17 protein-coding genes are annotated in these 17,223 nt (G+C 31.9%); 5 read left to right on the forward strand and 12 right to left on the reverse strand.

From position 1 onward, the window contains the following. Positions 1-27 precede the first annotated feature (27 nt). Positions 28-963, reverse strand: coding sequence for a glycosyltransferase family 2 protein (locus N2712_05435; GenBank protein MCX8029420.1), 936 nt, complete (start codon positions 961-963; stop codon positions 28-30). Positions 964-1,224: 261 nt separating this feature from the next. Between N2712_05435 and N2712_05440 the strand changes: the two genes are divergently transcribed. Beyond that, the gene (locus tag N2712_05440; GenBank protein ID MCX8029421.1) at positions 1,225-1,776 is read left to right on the forward strand and encodes a 2-oxoacid:acceptor oxidoreductase family protein; all 552 of its coding nucleotides are present in this window, start codon (positions 1,225-1,227) and stop codon (positions 1,774-1,776) included. A gap of 142 nt (positions 1,777-1,918) precedes the next feature. Here N2712_05440 and N2712_05445 read toward each other — a convergent pair whose 3' ends face one another. The 5 genes from N2712_05445 to N2712_05465 all read right to left on the reverse strand — a co-directional run bounded on the left by N2712_05445 (position 1,919) and on the right by N2712_05465 (position 6,345). Continuing rightward, positions 1,919-2,626, reverse strand: coding sequence for a DUF1460 domain-containing protein (locus tag N2712_05445; protein MCX8029422.1), 708 nt, complete (start codon positions 2,624-2,626; stop codon positions 1,919-1,921). Next, complete coding sequence (locus N2712_05450) at positions 2,599-3,225, reverse strand: MBL fold metallo-hydrolase (protein MCX8029423.1); 627 nt, start codon at positions 3,223-3,225, stop codon at positions 2,599-2,601. The genes N2712_05445 and N2712_05450 overlap by 28 nt, the downstream gene beginning before the upstream one ends. A gap of 118 nt (positions 3,226-3,343) precedes the next feature. Then, positions 3,344-4,543, reverse strand: a complete 1,200-nt coding sequence (locus N2712_05455; GenBank protein ID MCX8029424.1) for a phosphoglycerate kinase — start codon at positions 4,541-4,543, stop codon at positions 3,344-3,346. Between the two features lie 23 nt (positions 4,544-4,566). After that, the gene (gene gap, locus N2712_05460; GenBank protein ID MCX8029425.1) at positions 4,567-5,640 is read right to left on the reverse strand and encodes a type I glyceraldehyde-3-phosphate dehydrogenase; all 1,074 of its coding nucleotides are present in this window, start codon (positions 5,638-5,640) and stop codon (positions 4,567-4,569) included. A gap of 162 nt (positions 5,641-5,802) precedes the next feature. Beyond that, a complete protein-coding gene (locus N2712_05465; protein MCX8029426.1) occupies positions 5,803-6,345 on the reverse strand; it encodes a hypothetical protein in 543 nt (180 codons plus the stop codon). 205 nt (positions 6,346-6,550) lie between these two features. Here N2712_05465 and N2712_05470 point away from each other — a divergent pair, with 205 nt between their 5' ends. Next, entirely contained in the window at positions 6,551-6,892 is a 342-nt protein-coding gene (locus N2712_05470; GenBank protein MCX8029427.1) for a hypothetical protein, read from the forward strand. Here N2712_05470 and aroB read toward each other — a convergent pair. Both aroB and ilvN read right to left on the reverse strand, forming a co-directional pair. Beyond that, positions 6,889-8,001, reverse strand: a complete 1,113-nt coding sequence (gene aroB, locus N2712_05475) for a 3-dehydroquinate synthase (protein ID MCX8029428.1) — start codon at positions 7,999-8,001, stop codon at positions 6,889-6,891. The two genes, N2712_05470 and aroB, sit on opposite strands and share 4 nt — an antisense overlap. A 3-nt stretch (positions 8,002-8,004) precedes the next feature. Beyond that, positions 8,005-8,505: an acetolactate synthase small subunit gene (gene ilvN / locus N2712_05480; GenBank protein ID MCX8029429.1), complete on the reverse strand. Its 501-nt coding sequence runs from the start codon at positions 8,503-8,505 to the stop codon at positions 8,005-8,007. 95 nt (positions 8,506-8,600) lie between these two features. Here ilvN and N2712_05485 point away from each other — a divergent pair, with 95 nt between their 5' ends. Continuing rightward, positions 8,601-9,272, forward strand: coding sequence for a DnaJ domain-containing protein (locus tag N2712_05485; protein MCX8029430.1), 672 nt, complete (start codon positions 8,601-8,603; stop codon positions 9,270-9,272). Here N2712_05485 and N2712_05490 read toward each other — a convergent pair. Genes N2712_05490 through N2712_05500 form a run of 3 tightly spaced genes read right to left on the reverse strand, consistent with a single transcriptional unit; the run spans position 9,269 to position 13,182 of the window. Next, positions 9,269-10,690 carry a hypothetical protein gene (locus N2712_05490; protein MCX8029431.1) on the reverse strand — a complete coding sequence of 474 codons (1,422 nt, stop codon included), beginning with the start codon at positions 10,688-10,690 and terminating at the stop codon, positions 9,269-9,271. The genes N2712_05485 and N2712_05490 overlap by 4 nt on opposite strands. A gap of 54 nt (positions 10,691-10,744) precedes the next feature. Next, on the reverse strand, positions 10,745-11,119 hold the full coding sequence (locus N2712_05495; GenBank protein ID MCX8029432.1) for a hypothetical protein: 375 nt from the start codon (positions 11,117-11,119) through the stop codon (positions 10,745-10,747). An 11-nt stretch (positions 11,120-11,130) separates the two neighbouring features. Beyond that, complete coding sequence (locus N2712_05500; GenBank protein ID MCX8029433.1) at positions 11,131-13,182, reverse strand: hypothetical protein; 2,052 nt, start codon at positions 13,180-13,182, stop codon at positions 11,131-11,133. Positions 13,183-13,344: 162 nt separating this feature from the next. Between N2712_05500 and N2712_05505 the strand changes: the two genes are divergently transcribed. Both N2712_05505 and N2712_05510 read left to right on the forward strand, forming a co-directional pair. Next, positions 13,345-14,355, forward strand: coding sequence for an N-acetylneuraminate synthase family protein (locus N2712_05505; protein ID MCX8029434.1), 1,011 nt, complete (start codon positions 13,345-13,347; stop codon positions 14,353-14,355). A gap of 149 nt (positions 14,356-14,504) precedes the next feature. Beyond that, on the forward strand, positions 14,505-15,089 hold the full coding sequence (locus N2712_05510; protein MCX8029435.1) for a hypothetical protein: 585 nt from the start codon (positions 14,505-14,507) through the stop codon (positions 15,087-15,089). 61 nt (positions 15,090-15,150) lie between these two features. On the opposite strand, the gene N2712_05515 is transcribed toward N2712_05510, so the two are convergent. Next, on the reverse strand, positions 15,151-17,220 hold the full coding sequence (locus N2712_05515) for a hypothetical protein (protein MCX8029436.1): 2,070 nt from the start codon (positions 17,218-17,220) through the stop codon (positions 15,151-15,153). Positions 17,221-17,223 lie beyond the last annotated feature (3 nt).

Consider the following 17,223-nt stretch of genomic DNA (forward strand, 5'->3'; position numbering starts at 1 on the left):
AATCCTTTCAACTGAAATTTCAACACATCAAATATAATACTTTTCAAGAACTAAACTTTTCATGAAGAATAAGTTTTCTTTAAATGTATACTCTTTAATAACCAAATCAACAAATGTTTTAATCAATGCATAAACCAAATAAAAAGGCTTAAACAGTAAATAGTAAAATAAAAAATTCTTTCTCAAGTACCTCAGAAATGATACTACTTTCATAGATCTCTTGAGATTTGACACCTTAAAACTTTTACTCTCCAAGTGTATAATCTTTGTAAATTTTATTATTCCAATCTTTAGTCCAAGTCTTTTAACTCTGATCTGTAGATCTGCTTCTTCAAAGTACATAAAAAACTGTTCATCAAAGCCACCAATATTTTCGAATAGACTCCTACCAATAAACAAATCAGCCCCAATTACATAATCAACCTCCTTAACATCTTCACTGCCAAAAAACGACGATACAAAATCATCATACTTTTTGTTACTTGAAAAATTATTCTTTAAACTCTTAGGTAAAAATGGTTTTAAGATATAATCCTTTATACCTAATTTGAACGGCAAAAAATCTCCCCAAGACTGAACAACATGATTCTCTTTATCAATAAGTAATACACCTATAACTCCATAATCATCATTACTCTCCATAAAATCGAACATAACTTTTATAGAATTCTCCAATAGTATTGTATCAGTATTTAGAAAAAGCAAATACTTACCTTTTGCATACTTTACTCCTAAATTACACCCTCCTGCAAACCCCAAGTTTTTTTGACTCTTTACAACTTTTACATTATCAAACCTTTTCTCAATTTCATCAGCACTACCGTCAATAGAATTGTTATCAACAACTATTATTTCATAACTAATACCACTTGTATGCTCAATCACTGATGAAATACATTCAATTGTAATATCTCTAGTATTGTAATTAACTAATATTATACTTACATCAAACCTATTATCCATACTTCTACCTCCAAAGCAACCTTTAAGAAACCTGCTTTATATAAACAATCTTTATAATAAGTATCAAGATAACCCCACATCAACAAAATAGAGACTGATCTTTAAAAAAGCCTAAAATCAAGCTAAACATTTAGAAAATTATGGATATAATTTTGTCAACCTAATCAACATAATACCAATCTTATTTAAATTCTCAAAGGAATATAACCAACTAAAAACTTAAGTTTGAAAAAATACAAACAAGACATATATTCTTTGAGTATGGAAAACAGAATAATAATATCAGGTTTTGGTGGACAAGGAGTTTTATCCGCTGGAATGATACTGTCATATGGAGCAATATCAGCAGGCAAATATCCTACATTTTTTCCATCTTACGGTGCTGAGCAAAGAGGTGGAACATCAAACTGCACAGTAATAATAGACGATCACGAAGTAGCATCACCTGTAACACATTCGCCTAACATTGTAGTTTGTTTCAATCAACCATCCGTCTTAAAGTTTGAGTCTTGGGTTGAAAAAAGCGGAATACTACTTTACAACTCATCGTTAGTCAACATACCTCCCAAAAGAACAGATATAAAAATATACCACATAGATGCAAACACAATAGCATTTGATCTTGGAGATACCAGATTTGTCAACATGGTAATGCTTGGAGCCTTAATAGCTATAACACAATTATACGATCTCAATCATTTACTACTAGGCATAGAAAGATTCTTCTCCGAAAAAGGAAAATCAAAAATAGTCAAACCTAATCAAGACGCCGCAGAATTTGGATACAATTACTTTATATCAATACTCAAATAATAATACAATATTGTAACCTCTATATAACTACAACATAACTAACAGAAATAAAGCTTAAATAAGATCGTAATCTTTTAACGATAAAAAAGAATTGGTAATCTAAAAGAGTTTTTTACATTTCAAATTAATCGAAACAAGTCCCTTAATCTAAGTGTGTTAATATAAAACCTATATATTTTGTTTTTCTAAGATAGTCTTCAAAAATTTCCCTCTTTACTCTACCACCTCTGTTTTTTGTTCCGCTTGCATGGATTATATAGATTTGATTAGAACTTTTTTCAATTATCCCCAAGTGCCCTACAATTTCCCCTTTCACACTTGTCTCTGGATGCTTAACTAAAAATACAATACTACCGTTTCTGATAAAGCGCCTTATAGAGGAATAGTTTGATTTAGGTATAAAATATATATAATCTTCAAGCCTTCCTGAATAAACTTTTTCAAGCATACTAGAATGCACTTTAATAACTTTTCCCCACTTACCACTTAATATCATATCCTCTCCATATTCAAATCTATCCTCATAATTCAAAACATATCCGTTTTGTAATACACCTCTCGTCTTAAATCTCTTATCAAGAGCAATTTGTATCGCATTGCTTTCATCCCCATCAGCCAAAGCAAGTTCAACTACTCTAAATGTTAAATACATACAATCAACCTTATCATCAACAACAATCTTCTTTTCCTTAACATAGGTACCAAGAGGATCTATATCATAAGGTGTCCCTAAAAATCTTTTCGCATAGTACACAATCTTATCACCTAATTCCAATGAATGGCTTATCGTTGAAAGAAATAAAAAATATGATAGAGTAAATATCACAAACCAATCAACCTTTCTAACCATCCTCTAACATCTCCAAATCTAAAACTATCTCCATGCCCAGGAAAACAAATATCATCATCTCTAAGAATAGACAATAATCTACCAAGAGATAATAGAATATCTCTTTCATTACCTCCTACCAAATCTGTCCTACCATACGAAAATCTAAAAAGCGTATCACCAGTAAAAACTACATTCCAATGAGGAGAATATATACATATACCCCCTGGAGTATGACCGGGTGTATGTATGATTGTGAATTCAATTTCACCTATTGATATTCTATCTCCATCATGTAAGACAGTAGCAGGTTTCAAAGAGTAGAAAGGCTTAGCAAAATATGCTGATAGATTCTGAAAAGGGTTTGATATCATTTCTTCATCATATTTCCCCACCAAAAGTTTTGCAGATGTAGAAGAAACCAACAAATTATTACCCATTATATGATCAAAATGCCCATGAGTATTTATAACGTATCTCAGATCAATAGATTTCTTTTTTACAAACTCGATTATCAAATCAGGATGATCAGCTGGATCGATAACAAGTCCTTCCCCACTATCCCATACGACATAACAGTTAGTTTGATTAATACCTAGACTAAATATCTCTATATTCATAAACTTATCTCAAACTTTAGAAGCAATAAAAAAATTGCATACCCTAACTAAAAATAACAAAAATAAATTTCTCTAGTAGCTAAAATTAAAGGAGGGCATAGCCCCCCAATTTACTTAATTACTTATCGTCAAGAACAACTATACCAGGAAGAGGTTTACCTTCAACAAACTCGAGAGAAGCACCACCACCAGTTGATATATGTGTCATTTTACTTTCAACTCCTGCTTTAGCAACAGCAGCAGCAGAATCTCCACCGCCTATGACCTTTATCGCATCCTTGAGACTTGCTAAGAGTTTAGCAACTTCAACAGTTCCCTTTGCAAATTCATCTTTTTCAAAAACACCCAGAGGACCATTCCAAAATATAGTCTTAGCATTCTTTAGTTCATCACTAAATATCTTTATAGTTTGAGGACCTATATCAACACCTATCATATCAATAGGTATTTCATTTTTGCTCACCGTTTTTACTTTGGTTGGATTATCAATACTATCTGTAACAACTACATCTTCTGGTAATACGATGGTAACATTCTTCTCTTTCGCTTTTTGTAATATATCAAAAGCTACCGAAACATAATCCTGTTCTAGAAGTGATTTACCTATTTCAATTCCCATGGCCTTGTAAAATGTAAACATCATTCCACCACCTATTAGCAGTTTATCAACCTTATTCAGCAATGAATTTATAACATCAATTTTGGTAGATACTTTAGAACCACCGAGAATTGCCACAAAAGGTCTTTTTGGATCATCTAATGACTTGCCAAGGTACTCAAGTTCTTTTTCAACAAGGAAACCAGCAACCGCAGGCTTACCCATTTGTTTCATAATCCTGGGTAGTGCTTCAACAGAAGCATGCGCTCTATGAACACTACCAAATGCATCACATACAAAGGCATCAACTACTTCAGCCCACTTTCTAGCAAAGTTTTCGTCGTTTGCTTCTTCTTCTTTATAGAACCTTACATTCTCTAATAGTAAAACTTCTCCTGGCTTGAGATTCTTGATTTCATTTATTGCCTCATCATTCACACAATCAGGAACAAACTTTACATTTACACCCAATCTCTCCGAAAGTACCTTCTGAACTGGTAACAGACTACTTTTAGGATCTCTTCCCTTTGGTCTACCAAGATGAGATACCAAAACTATCGCGGCTTTTTTCTCAAGAAGATATTTTATTGTTGGAATAGCAGCATCCACTCTAGTATAATCAGTTATATTACCGTTAGAATCAAGGGGTACGTTAAAGTCTTCTCTAATGAACACTTTTTTACCAGCTAAATCAACATCTCTTACTGTCTTTTTATTCATAACTCCTCCCTAAAGAATTAATACTATTTTTTATCTTTTGAAATCATATACTTGAGTAGATCAACAACTCTATTTGAATAACCCCACTCGTTATCATACCAAGATATTATTTTGAAGAACCTCTTTTCTCCTTTTAGGTTGTTATCAAGTGTTGCAAGAGAATCATATATTGACGATCTGCTATCGTGAATAAAATCTGATGAAACAACTTCCTCATCTGTATATCCAAGAATACCCTTTAAATAGGTTTCCGACGCTTTCTTCAATAGAGCATCAATTTCTTCGATAGAAGTATCCTTTTCACTTCTAAAGGTTAGATCAACAACAGATACATCAGCAACCGGTACTCTAAATGCCATACCTGTCAATTTACCTTTAACTGCAGGTATAACTTCTCCTACTGCTTTAGCAGCACCAGTAGTTGAAGGTATAACATTTATAGCAGCAGCCCTACCACCTCTCCAGTCTTTCTTTGAAGGGCCATCAACTGTCTTCTGTGTAGCAGTATACGCGTGTATTGTACTCATAAGACCAGTTTCAATACCAATACCTTCCTTTATCAAAACATGAACTACTGGTGCCAAACAGTTAGTAGTACAAGATGCATTTGAAACGATATGATGTTTTGATGGATCATATTCTTCATGGTTTACACCCATAACAAAAGTTTTTATGTTACCCTTTGCAGGAGCTGTTATAATAACTTTCTTTGCACCTGCATCAAGGTGTCCCTTTGCCTTTTCCTCTTCTGTGAAAAGTCCAGTAGCTTCTATAACATACTCAACACCCATTTCACCCCAAGGTAACTTAGATAAACCTTCCTTAGGAGCTAAAATACATTTTATCTTATGACCATTAACTACAAGAACATCATTGTATTCAGCTGATGGAGAACTCTTTTCTGCTTTTAAATCATAATTCCACTTGCCATGAACGGAATCGTATCTAAGCTGATAAATGAAGTAATCTGCCTCATTTACAACATCAACAACTGCAACAACATCTATATCCCTACCGAGGAGCCCTTGCTCCACCAAGGCCTTGAAAGCTAATCTACCTATTCTTCCAAAACCATTTATAGCGACTTTAACAGCCATCGCAAACCTCCTTTAAAATTTTACTCTATTTTTATAGAAAACTTAACAAAAAGTCAAGAAACTATCCCAACTTTGCTACAAATCCTAAATAACAATTCTCACAAAATTTACAGTCAAACAAATCACCCAAACTTCTAGTAAAGTAAAAATACAATGTTGAAACTAAAACTTAAGCTTATCCTCGACAAATTTTTTATACTTTATGTAATCCTCAGTAGCAATAATCAAAGGCACTATTATAGAACTAGCAATTACATAAGCCCATTGTTGTGTATTCAAACTCCTACTCATATCTTTGTAATTGTAAAAAGAAACTTGCTCCATTAAATATTTAACAACCATATAAGTAGTTGGTATAGAAACCAAAAGTATTATCTCATACCTTCTTTCATAGCTCATAAAAAAGGGTTTTTCTTTCAGATCTCTTCTATCATCAAATTCAAAAGAAACTCTCAAAGATTTCTGTTCCTCAAAATTGACAGGTTTTAAAAAATTCGTTGAATGTACAGTGAAATTAGTATAAAATTGCTTAATTTCAAGTAATTTGACTAAGTCTTCAATTGAAAGATAATTAGTAGAAGATTGTACTAGAGAATTACTGACATCTGTGTTAACTAGCTGAGAAAAAACTTTATACTCAGTTGGAATGACAAAAAAACCTAATAATATGAAAAACTTAAACACTACTCTATAGCTCTTGTGCATACACTTCATCAACCACAAGATAATTATAAAATCAAACATGTACTTGGTATCAAAAACATTAAAACCAACAAAAAGTACTTTTTATCCCAAAAAACAACACTATCAAATACAATAAGACCTAGATACTCTTTGAGAAAGTCAAGTTTAGACAAAACTTTGAATAAAAACATTTTATCAGATTATAATTCATTGAGAGGTTATAGATATGTTTATAAAGAATATTGTACTTGGGGTTTTAGGTATCATTATTTTTCCGATATTATACCTATTTTTTAGTAATCCTACCGTCTTGATATTCGGAATGATAGTAAGTATTCTGCTTGTACTATTCTACTTTGTAAACGTATATGTAATGGGTAAAAGGAGAACTTTTTTTACATCTTTATCATCTTGGATAGTAATACTATCCTTTGGAATACCATTATCATACTTTTTCACAAAAGACATATATAACATAATTATCTACACTGGAACAATAAGTCTATCACTGAGCTGGCTACTTGTTTTATATGAACTAATAGCAAGTGAAACATTCAAAGGTTACTAGATTACTTTTAAGGCATCAATTATTATTCTTGGTTCAATTGTTATAGCATACGTATCTACCATCCTACCAATGGATTTGGGAAGAGACATATTGATTTGTGATTTCAGTGATTTTTTATCCCCTTTCATAAATTCTATCATATTAGATATAGCTCTACTATCGTTTTTTACACCTAAATCTCTTAACGTAGTAGGTATTTTATACAACTTCATGATATCTACTATTCGATCATAATCACTTTTCTTCATTACGTTTATTTTGGTTGATATAAAGCTTTCTACAACTATACCTACCCCAACTGCAAGTCCGTGTAATATCCTGTAATTAGAAAATAACTCTATTGCATGACCAACAGTATGACCAAAATTAAGTATCTGTCTCAAACCTGTTACTTCTCGCTCATCAGCTTCAACAACTTCCTTTTTTATCCTACAACTAATCTCAATCATCTTCGCAACAATCTCATCATCCTTATTAACTATACTATCATGGTTGTCTTCAAGGAACTTAAAAAAGTCCTCATCCCTTATAATTGCATGTTTTATAACTTCGACAAGTCCATTTTTGTACTGAATTTCAGGTAATGTATCTAAAAACATTGTATCAATTATGACAGACTTGGGTTGATGGAAAGCCCCCACAGTATTCTTACCATAAGGGGTATCAACACCAACTTTCCCACCAATAGAACTATCAACCATACTTAAAAGCGTAGTAGGAACCTGAATAAAGTTTATACCTCTCAAATAAGTTGAAGAAACAAACCCTGCGATATCTCCAACAACCCCGCCACCAAATGCTACTACTATACCTTTTCTATCTACTTTAAATCTAAGCATCTCATTTTCAATATATTCTTTAGTCTTTCTATTCTTGTACTTCTCACCAGTAGGTATAATTATAACATGTATAGGCAAATTCAAAACTTTTAGATAGCTTATCATCAAAGATAAATATAACCTTGAAACTATGCTATCAGTTATTACAACTACAGATGACGATGAACACTTGATCACTTCATCCTTTATCTTTCCCAATACACCACTACCTATATATATAGGATATGAAAGATCCTCATTTCGTTGTATATTAACTGTTAATTTTACCATATTCTATTTTTTCTCTTTTTTCTCAAGATACAATCCTCTTTCTAACGCAACTTTACCAGTTCTCGCCATCTCTAATATACCATAAGGTTTCATTAATTCAATAAAACCTTCAACTTTTTCTGAGGATCCTGTTATCTCCACTACGAGGGAGTTGTGAGAGACATCAACAACCTTTGCCTTGAAAACCTCAACAATTTCTATGACTTCACTCCTTCTCTCCTTTGGTATAGATATTCTGAGCAAAGCAAGTTCCCTTTCAACCCTTGGTGATTCAGTAATATCCTTTACTTTTATTGTCTCAACTAGTTTTGATAGTTGCTTTCTAACTTGTTCAGCAGTTCTTTCATCTTCATCAACAACTATTGTCATAACTGATACTTCAGGATCTTCTGTCTCACCAACAGATAAACTCTTTATATTAAACCCCCTAGCACTAAACAACCCAGAAACCCTTGCTAAAACACCAACGCTATTCTCAACCCAAACCACTATGGTTCTATCCATATCAATCCCTCTCGAGAATTAAGTATTATATTAAACATTATCTAGTTTCAATTATTCACTTGATTAGCAGAAACATATTTAAGTAAAATTAAAACATGAGTGAGAATTTCAAGAACTACTACGAGATACTCGATGTTGATTTTGGCGCATCAATTGAGGAAATAAAAGCAAGTTTCAGAAAACTTGCAAAAAAATATCATCCTGACTTAAACAACGGAAAAGATACAAAAGACTTCAAAATAATACTAGAAGCTTATAAAATCTTATCAGACGATAAACTAAGATCAAACTATGATAAAGAGTACTTAAAAAGAATAACACCCCTTAAAAAATTCAAAAACACTACAAACATCATAGATCCATCCAGGATAGAATATAAGTTATCTCTACTCAACATATCAAAAGCAGGTTTTGATTTATCAAAAAAATTCAAGAGAAAAGAATTTCTAGAAGAGCTAGGAGAAGACCTTGTAATATACCTCACAGACAAAGAAATAAAAGAAGGAGCACTTCTAGCAATAAAACTACCTGCCAGATCTGTATGCGACGTATGCTATGGGACAAACAGAAATTGTTACAGGTGCGATGGAACAGGATATGTAACAACTATACAAGAAGTAAAAATACACATACCTCCTAACATTAAACACTCTGAAACAATCTATGTTGAGTTAGGCAAAATCGAAAAACGCAAAGGTGTAACAAAGTTTCTACCCAATGATTTAAAAATCAAGATAAAATGGTTATCAGCATCAGATATAGACTAGAGTTCTCTCGCAAATTTTGATATATCCTTTATTTTAACATCACCACTTTTTTCTATTGATTTAGTCCAATCGGCAAATATAGATTCTTGATAGAGGAATTGATACGCTGAATATATCTTATCAGCAACTTCAGAAATCTTTGAAGGTATAACTTCTTTTGTTAGTACCTTATAGATAACCTTCGTACTCTGACCTACATCTGCAACCCCAATATCACTTTGAGACTTCTTAAATAAAGAAGAAATTAATTCCAGATCATAAAATTCTCTAGGTAACGAAAGGGCTTCTCCCTTTGTATCCGGAATATACTCAGTTAAAGCTTTAACTATACTAAATTTCCCAGTAGTATATAATTTTACACCTTTTACTGTACTTACCTTTGTTATTTCGTTCCTTATCAAAAAATCTTTAATCTTATTAACCTCATTCCTAATCCTATCTGAATACTTACCCTGTAAGTAAGGATAATTAGATAGTGTATACTTTAAAGAAACATAATCTTTGAGTTTTTGTGTCAAAGTATCAAATGAAGCAATTCTTGCAACCTTGTAAACAACATATTTTCTATTCTCAAAGAAAGGCTTTGAAAGGGAATTTATATCATCCGGCAAACCAGTTATTATATTTTTATTCTTCTCAGGATCTAGTTTTACCAATACTTTTTCTTCATAACTACTACCTATGTTAGAAACAAAGGAAAAAGCGGAAGCTCTATCACTGAAAATAAATTTTTCAACATCGATTGATATCTTAGCATCTACCACTATGTCTTTGTAGTTTGAAAGATAATATTTCTCAATTTCCTTTATGTTTAACTCGATTTCATTACGCCTTATATACTCAACTTCATCAAATTCAACTAACTGAAGAGATATCTTTCTATCATCGAGAGACTTAAAAATATAGAAGCTAACCTGAGATCGCTTTGGAATCCTACTTACGAAGGTATTTATTTTTGTAGGTAGGTAAGAAGACTTAAGTATAGACTCAACATTCAACCTCGCAAGTTTAATATCATGTGATGATACATCACTTTTTCTTGTTATAGCATATATATTTTCTGCTGTCACTTTATCTATAAACTCATCAGTTATATCAAAACCGTTATTTTTAGCAAATTCTTCTGTAAGCATTCCTACTATAACATTCTGTACTGCTTTTGTCAAAACTTCTTCCTTAGTTCTGGTTTTGTATATTTCTCTCAATCTCTCGTACTCTCTTACAACAGGAGAATTACCATAAAATTCAACAGGTTTGCCATTAACCTCTGCTATAGACTCAAATTCTTGAGTAGGAGTACTTCTATCACTGTAAGATAAAAAAATTGATAGAGAAAATATAAAAACTATAAAAAGTATTACAGCAGTAGCAAAAATTCTCTTTAAGTTTGGTTGTTTCTTCTTTGATCCTTTATCCATATCTACCTCCAACTGCATACTAAAACAACAAAATTAGCACTATATACAACAAAATCATTCCGAAAACCTATAATCTGGATTGTACTTCAGGACTTCATTATAGACATAGTATCCAAAATATTCTAACATCATAGGTGTTGGAAACGTTTCTATGACTTCATACTCCTTTATCCTCATTATAGAATTACTGAAATTAATATCTGCTTTTATTCTTTCATCAATCAATCTAGAAGCCTCTTCATACTTCTTTTCAAAAAACAACTTCCTCTCCTCCTCATTCAAAAGCCTAACAAAACTTTCATACCTATGTTTATATCTATACGAAGGTTCAAGCGAAGTAGCAGGTATAACCTGTAGTATTCCTAATACTACAACTAACAACAAAAAGACACTCAAAAATACAAAATAAGCTTTAAGAGAATTACTCATAAAACCACCTCCTACTTTTTAAGCATATTTATTCTCTGTAAAGCATAACTATACTCTTGGGTACTGGGACCCGACCAATTATCAACAAACAGAGAATAATATTTTAATGCTTCCTCTCTCTTACCTAAATTATCAGCAGAAAACCCAACAGCAAAGTAAAGGTATTTATTATCCTTAACTCTAGCAACACCTTCAAGTCCATACTTGTAAGCACTGCTGAAATCTCTAATTGAGATGTAGAAATTTATAACATTCATGTAAAACACACTATCCTTATTCTTACTCAATTTTATATAGTTCTCAATAGCATTTTTAGCCTTATTAAGCATTTGTAAATCCACACCTGAAAATCTTGCCAAATATAAATTAGCCAGTTGTAAATATATTTGTGCCTTTTGACCATCATCAGCTAAAGTAGATACCATACTCTCATACATCCTTATATTTGAAATAGGAGTTGATTTGAATCTATCTGCTATATTCTTAAGAGTATTCAAATCATTATACTCTGGTGATCTTTTCGGATCTCCATCAAACTGCTTTTTATAAGACAAATTCTTTATAAGCATATCGCAATACACCTTAACTTCATCCAAGTACCTAGATTCTTCCTCTGGAGTAGCATAGGTATTAACATACTCAAAAGCTAAAACTCCAAATCTAATAAACGCGTAAGAAGCAAACATGTCAACAGAAATAGCTTCTCTTATGAGAGATATCGATCTAAGGAAATATTCTTTTGCTTTTTCAAGATTGTTCTCATCAGCGTAATACTTAGACAACTGATAGTACAACATAGCACTATTAAACAACATTGGAGCCATATCTGCACCATATTTAACTGCTTCTTCGATATAGTTAGGTATATCTGATTTGTACTGCTCTATCAAGCCAATTAACTCACTCTTAATTCCAGGTTCAACAATACTAAGTACACTTCGGTATTCTGAAACCTTATCAAAATAATACTTAGCAAGAGAATAGTTAAAAGAAGATGCTATTTCCTTAGTAAGATAATCCCACCAAACAGATACTGGTGTCTGAGTCCATCTTTGTTTGTAGTAATTGTAGTAATCTGTTGTATCCAAACCATTAGGATGCTCATAATCCTTGACAAAATAAACCCTACCACCCCTAACGGATATATACCCCTCTTTTGAGAGATCGGCTAAAACCTGATTAAACACTATATCAAAAACTCTGTTTGCTCTCTGGTTAACTTCTTGCACTATTTGGTTTAAACTATTCAAATCAATAATTAGCCCCTCTAAAGATTTCTCATATATAACTCTCTTAACAATTTCATTGTATAATAATTTACCATCCTTACCACCTCTGTAAACAAACTCCTTCTTAGGTACAATTCTATTAGTATCAAACTTTACATACCCTTCATATTCCAAAACTCTAGCCAATTCAAAAACCTTTTGAGCATTGATATTCGGAATTAAAATAGATTTGTATATGCTCTTAACATAATCAATAGGAAGCGATTTGTATTCCTTTAATTTATCAACGATAAAGTATTTTGAATCACTAACTTTATACATCATTCCGTATTGTTTATAGTAGTAGTCTCCGTACTTCCAAAGCTCTTTACCGGTCCAAGTCATATAAACATTTTTTTTACCTATTTCGTTCTTAAATTTGTATGCTTCAAACTCAGGTTCACCTTTGGTTTTCAACTCACTCCTATAGAAAGGCTCATATCCGTTAACTATGTTATAATCAACTATATCCATTCTAAGCTGAAGGTTCTGAAATGGAAGATACCTTAAATCACCATATATTCTCTTAAAAACATTACCTTTCTGATCGTAACAAACAACATCAGGCCTTTTAAATTCTACCATCTGAAAATATGCAAGACCAAAAACTTGATTATCTCCACCCTCTGTCATCAAAACAGTGTTAGTAGTAACAGATCTAAGAAGCCCAAGAGAATAATCATTGTTAAGCCAATCCATTGAGTTATCGTTGTACTTATAATTTTGCAAATATGTAAAAGCAACTAAAATAAAGAATACCACTCCCAACAATATATCAACAATCAACTTTCTCATACCCACCACCAGACTTTAATACTAATCAAAACAATTCTGTCTTTTCAATTTAATAACGATTAAAATACTCCATAAAATATCTTGTCAAACAACTAAAAATCTAAAATAAATCTCCCAAACATCTATTTGATACAACTCAAATTAGTTATTAAAAATTCAGACATGGTAGATTTAAAAGATATCTTCAAATTCAAAAAAGTAATGATAGTAGCAGAAATCGGAATAAACCACAATGGAATCATTGATAGACTATTTAAACTAGTTGAAAAAGCAAAATTATCTAACGCTGACGCTGTAAAATTTCAAATATTTTCCGAAGAACTTTTCTACATACCCGAAAAGTACCTACCTAAAGATATATATCAAAAACTACCCATCGAAATATTTAAAAAAGCGTATATACCTTTCCATAAGTACAAAGAAGTTTTTGACTACTCAAAAAGTTTAGGCATTTTACCTTTTGCTACCCCTTTAGATCTACAGAGCTTTGAATTCCTAACTAGCATAGAAGTTGAAGTATTTAAAGTAGCAAGCTCTGATATAACATATGTACCACTCCTCAAAAGAATCTCGAAAACTAAAAAACCTTGTATTATATCAACAGGTTTTAGTAACATTGATGAAGTTGACAAATATGTAAAGTTACTCAAAAACAATCCTCTAGTTGTTATGTTTTGTGTATCAAGGTATCCGTCAACACCTGAAGACATATCAATTAAAGAATTCATAGAGTTCAAAAATAAATTTGAAGATAAGAAAAGACCATCCCTAGTTGGATTTTCAGACCACACCAAAACTACATCACTACCTATTGCAATGGTAACTCTTGGTGCTAGAGTAGTAGAAAAACATTTAACCCTAGATGAGAATGATAACGCCTACGATAACGCTGTTTCTATATCTCCAGAAAAGTTCAAAGTAATGGTTGAAATGATAAGAGAGGTAGAAATTTCACTATCAATCCCAAAAAGGAACTTACCCTCGGAGTTTGTCAGAAAAATGTCTGTTAGAAGTCTAGTCTCATCGACCTCTATCAGCAAAGATACATTAATAACAGAAGATAAATTAGAAGCTCTAAGGCCAGGAATATTCACAGAATCATCTATAAAAAACTGGAACAAGATTATAAACAAAAAAGCACACAAAAACTATTCTCCAAATGAACCAATATAAATAATCCTGACAACACATCAACTACTAACAACATTATGTAATTGGAGAGTTAATGAGCTTAAGGATACTAATACTTTTTCCGAAAATTCCAATTGAGGTTATTGTTGAAAGGATGTAAAGCTATGTGATATACTGTCTAGGGGATAGCTATGAAGATAGTGAGAATAGGAGATATACAAAACATAAGCCATTCAAAGGAAAATAACGAAAAAAACCCAAGGAGTTTAGACTACAAATACGCTGATGAAATACTTATAAAACTAAAAGATCAAGGCATCCCAAGTTCTCTCAAGGAAGAAATGAGGACTATCCAAAGAGACATATCAATAGCCCAAGCAAAAGTAGAGGCCTTATCTAACGTTTCCAGAATCCTAAAAAACTACTCCTCTTATACTGAAGAACTCAAAAATGAGCTTGAAAATATTTATAAAAACAGTAAATTCGAAGACATATTTTTACTCGAAGACATAAAAAAAGAGATATTCTCAGGAGATATAGAAACAATTTATAAAGCACTTGATAGAGAACTTAATAATCTATCTGATACGATCGAAAAAAGCAGAAAAAATGTGAACGCAGTTATGGTAAAATTTCAGAATATATCAACATTTATTGACAATATTTCAAGTGAACAAATTGAAAATACCGCGAAATTAATAATTTCGAGCTTCAAAAACACACAAGGAATCCTAAATATATCTCCAAACTCAATAATGAAATTTCTATCAAACTAACTTATCACTTTCCTAATCCATACCTTGAGAAAAATTTGTACTCAACGAAGAAGAATGTCTTTCACTGTACTTCAAACAAATCTTCAATAGTCGTAATTAACTTTAGTTTCCCTGCTAGTATTTCTACTTTACCATCGCTATACATCCTTGATATAACCCCAACCTGTTTGAACCTGTTAGAAAAAACTTTATCTCCCAATTTCGGATTTTTAACTCTATTACCACCATTAAACTCAAAAATTTCATCAAACATCTTATAGGATATTTCAGAAATTTCCTTGTTAATCTCTTCAAGTTCCTTTTGAGTAACTTTTTCACCTATAAGTCTTTCGCGAATTTTTGAAACTTTCATTTTAAGTTCGTGTATATCAGCAATAAGTACATCTATCTCTTTTCTTCGTATTTTACCTAGTTTATCCTCCAACTCCGAAAGCTTCATTCTATAATCTTTTTTAATTCTTTCAATCTCTTGTATTTTCTCATTAAGCTCATCCTTTAGCTTCTGGACTTCTCTTCTTTCTTTTTGTACTTCGATTACAAATTTGTCATATATGTCAACTCCTTCAACCATAACCTTAAGAGCATCCTGGATTATATCATTATCAAGACCTAACTTATGCGCTATAAGTATAGCATTACTACTTCCTGGCATTCCCATAACCAACCTATACAATGGTCTAAGAGATTGTTCATCGAACTCCATATAGCTATTTTTGAAATACTCAAGTGAAAGTGGTAACTTTTTAACAAGTGAGTAGTGAGTAGCAACAACAATTTTAGCTTTTTTAAAAGCTAATCGTTTTAATATAGCCACTGCCAAAGCTTCACCCTCTCTAGGATCTGTACCCGTACCTATCTCGTCAATGATAACTAACGAGTTAAAATCCGAAACTTTTATTATCTCGTTAAGCCTTATTATATGAGCAGAAAAAGTCGAAAGGTTTCTTTCAATACTCTGGGGATCACCTATATCAACAAGTATCTTACTAAAGTAACCTATAACGGATGTAGATTCAGCGGGTATAAGAAGACCAGAAAGAGCCATAGCAGTCAAAAGTCCAACAGTTTTTATCGAAACTGTTTTACCAGAAGTGTTAGGCCCAGATATTATAAGTCCTCCAAACTCACTATCTCCATCACCTATTTCAACATCTATAGGAACAGCATTTTTAAGAAGAGGATGTCTTGCCTTTATAAGTTTTATCTTTGGTTTTGAAGAAATAGTAGGTTTCTCACAGTTCATCAAAACAGAATATTCCCCAAGAGCTCTAAGAGCATCAAATTCTGAAATGAGATCTATTATATCATCTACCATCCATGCCAAGCTACCAATCTTAGATGTTAAATCTCTAAGTATCCTTTCAACTTCTTTCTTCTCTTCATCAACTAACTCAAGATACCTTATTGAATAAGATTGAACAAATTTAGGCTCCACAAATGCTGTATGACCTGTTGAAGATATATCTTGAACAAAACCATCGATCGCATTAACATATTCCATCTTAAGAGGTATCACAAATCTATTGTTTCTTATAGTCACGAATTTGTCTTGTAAAAACTCTTCATTTTCAGGCTGATTTATAAAATCATTTAGTATCTTCATAACAGTCAGCTCTATTCTTTCTTTTTCTGTTATTATTCTATCAAGTTTTTCAGAAGCAGTCCTTAATATACCACCATCTTTGTCTATACACCGAAAAACACTGTTTCTTATATCCTCAAACTTATCATAAAAATAATCTGTATCAATTTTAACTACTTCTTTCAAAACCAAAAATTCATCATCCAAACTTGTAATAAAAATCAATAGATCCCTGAAAGATAGCATAAACTCATAAACACTGTATATATCTTTAGGGTTAAGAACACTACCACCTTTAGAGTATGTTTTCCAAATATTAACAATGCTATAGTCAATATAAGGTATTGTGATCCTATTGTATACCTTCTTCATCTTAGATATTAAAGAGTGACGGTATGATATAATACTAACTGCTTCTGAATAATTTTTAGTATAAGTAACTGGCCTGATCGATAAAACTTTTTCTCTTCCCTCTTTAGTTAAACAATTTGAAGAAATAATATCAAGAATTTTATCAAACTCAAGATCAGAAAGATACTTTAATTCCATAAA

This window comes from Brevinematales bacterium, from assembly GCA_026415355.1.
Classification (GTDB): Bacteria; Spirochaetota; Brevinematia; order DTOW01; family DTOW01; genus SKYB106.

Coding starts and splice junctions, on each gene's coding strand:
- N2712_05505 (MCX8029434.1), top strand. CDS start 13,345: ATGGTAGATTTAAAAGATATCTTCAAATTCAAAAAAGTAATGATAGTA.
- N2712_05515 (MCX8029436.1), bottom strand. CDS start 17,220: ATGGAATTAAAGTATCTTTCTGATCTTGAGTTTGATAAAATTCTTGAT.
- N2712_05490 (MCX8029431.1), bottom strand. CDS start 10,690: ATGGATAAAGGATCAAAGAAGAAACAACCAAACTTAAAGAGAATTTTT.
- N2712_05470 (MCX8029427.1), top strand. CDS start 6,551: ATGTTTATAAAGAATATTGTACTTGGGGTTTTAGGTATCATTATTTTT.
- N2712_05435 (MCX8029420.1), bottom strand. CDS start 963: ATGGATAATAGGTTTGATGTAAGTATAATATTAGTTAATTACAATACT.
- ilvN (MCX8029429.1), bottom strand. CDS start 8,505: ATGGATAGAACCATAGTGGTTTGGGTTGAGAATAGCGTTGGTGTTTTA.
- N2712_05510 (MCX8029435.1), top strand. CDS start 14,505: ATGAAGATAGTGAGAATAGGAGATATACAAAACATAAGCCATTCAAAG.
- N2712_05500 (MCX8029433.1), bottom strand. CDS start 13,182: ATGAGAAAGTTGATTGTTGATATATTGTTGGGAGTGGTATTCTTTATT.
- N2712_05450 (MCX8029423.1), bottom strand. CDS start 3,225: ATGAATATAGAGATATTTAGTCTAGGTATTAATCAAACTAACTGTTAT.
- N2712_05485 (MCX8029430.1), top strand. CDS start 8,601: ATGAGTGAGAATTTCAAGAACTACTACGAGATACTCGATGTTGATTTT.
- N2712_05455 (MCX8029424.1), bottom strand. CDS start 4,543: ATGAATAAAAAGACAGTAAGAGATGTTGATTTAGCTGGTAAAAAAGTG.
- N2712_05440 (MCX8029421.1), top strand. CDS start 1,225: ATGGAAAACAGAATAATAATATCAGGTTTTGGTGGACAAGGAGTTTTA.
- N2712_05465 (MCX8029426.1), bottom strand. CDS start 6,345: ATGCACAAGAGCTATAGAGTAGTGTTTAAGTTTTTCATATTATTAGGT.
- gap (MCX8029425.1), bottom strand. CDS start 5,640: ATGGCTGTTAAAGTCGCTATAAATGGTTTTGGAAGAATAGGTAGATTA.
- N2712_05495 (MCX8029432.1), bottom strand. CDS start 11,119: ATGAGTAATTCTCTTAAAGCTTATTTTGTATTTTTGAGTGTCTTTTTG.
- N2712_05445 (MCX8029422.1), bottom strand. CDS start 2,626: ATGGTTAGAAAGGTTGATTGGTTTGTGATATTTACTCTATCATATTTT.
- aroB (MCX8029428.1), bottom strand. CDS start 8,001: ATGGTAAAATTAACAGTTAATATACAACGAAATGAGGATCTTTCATAT.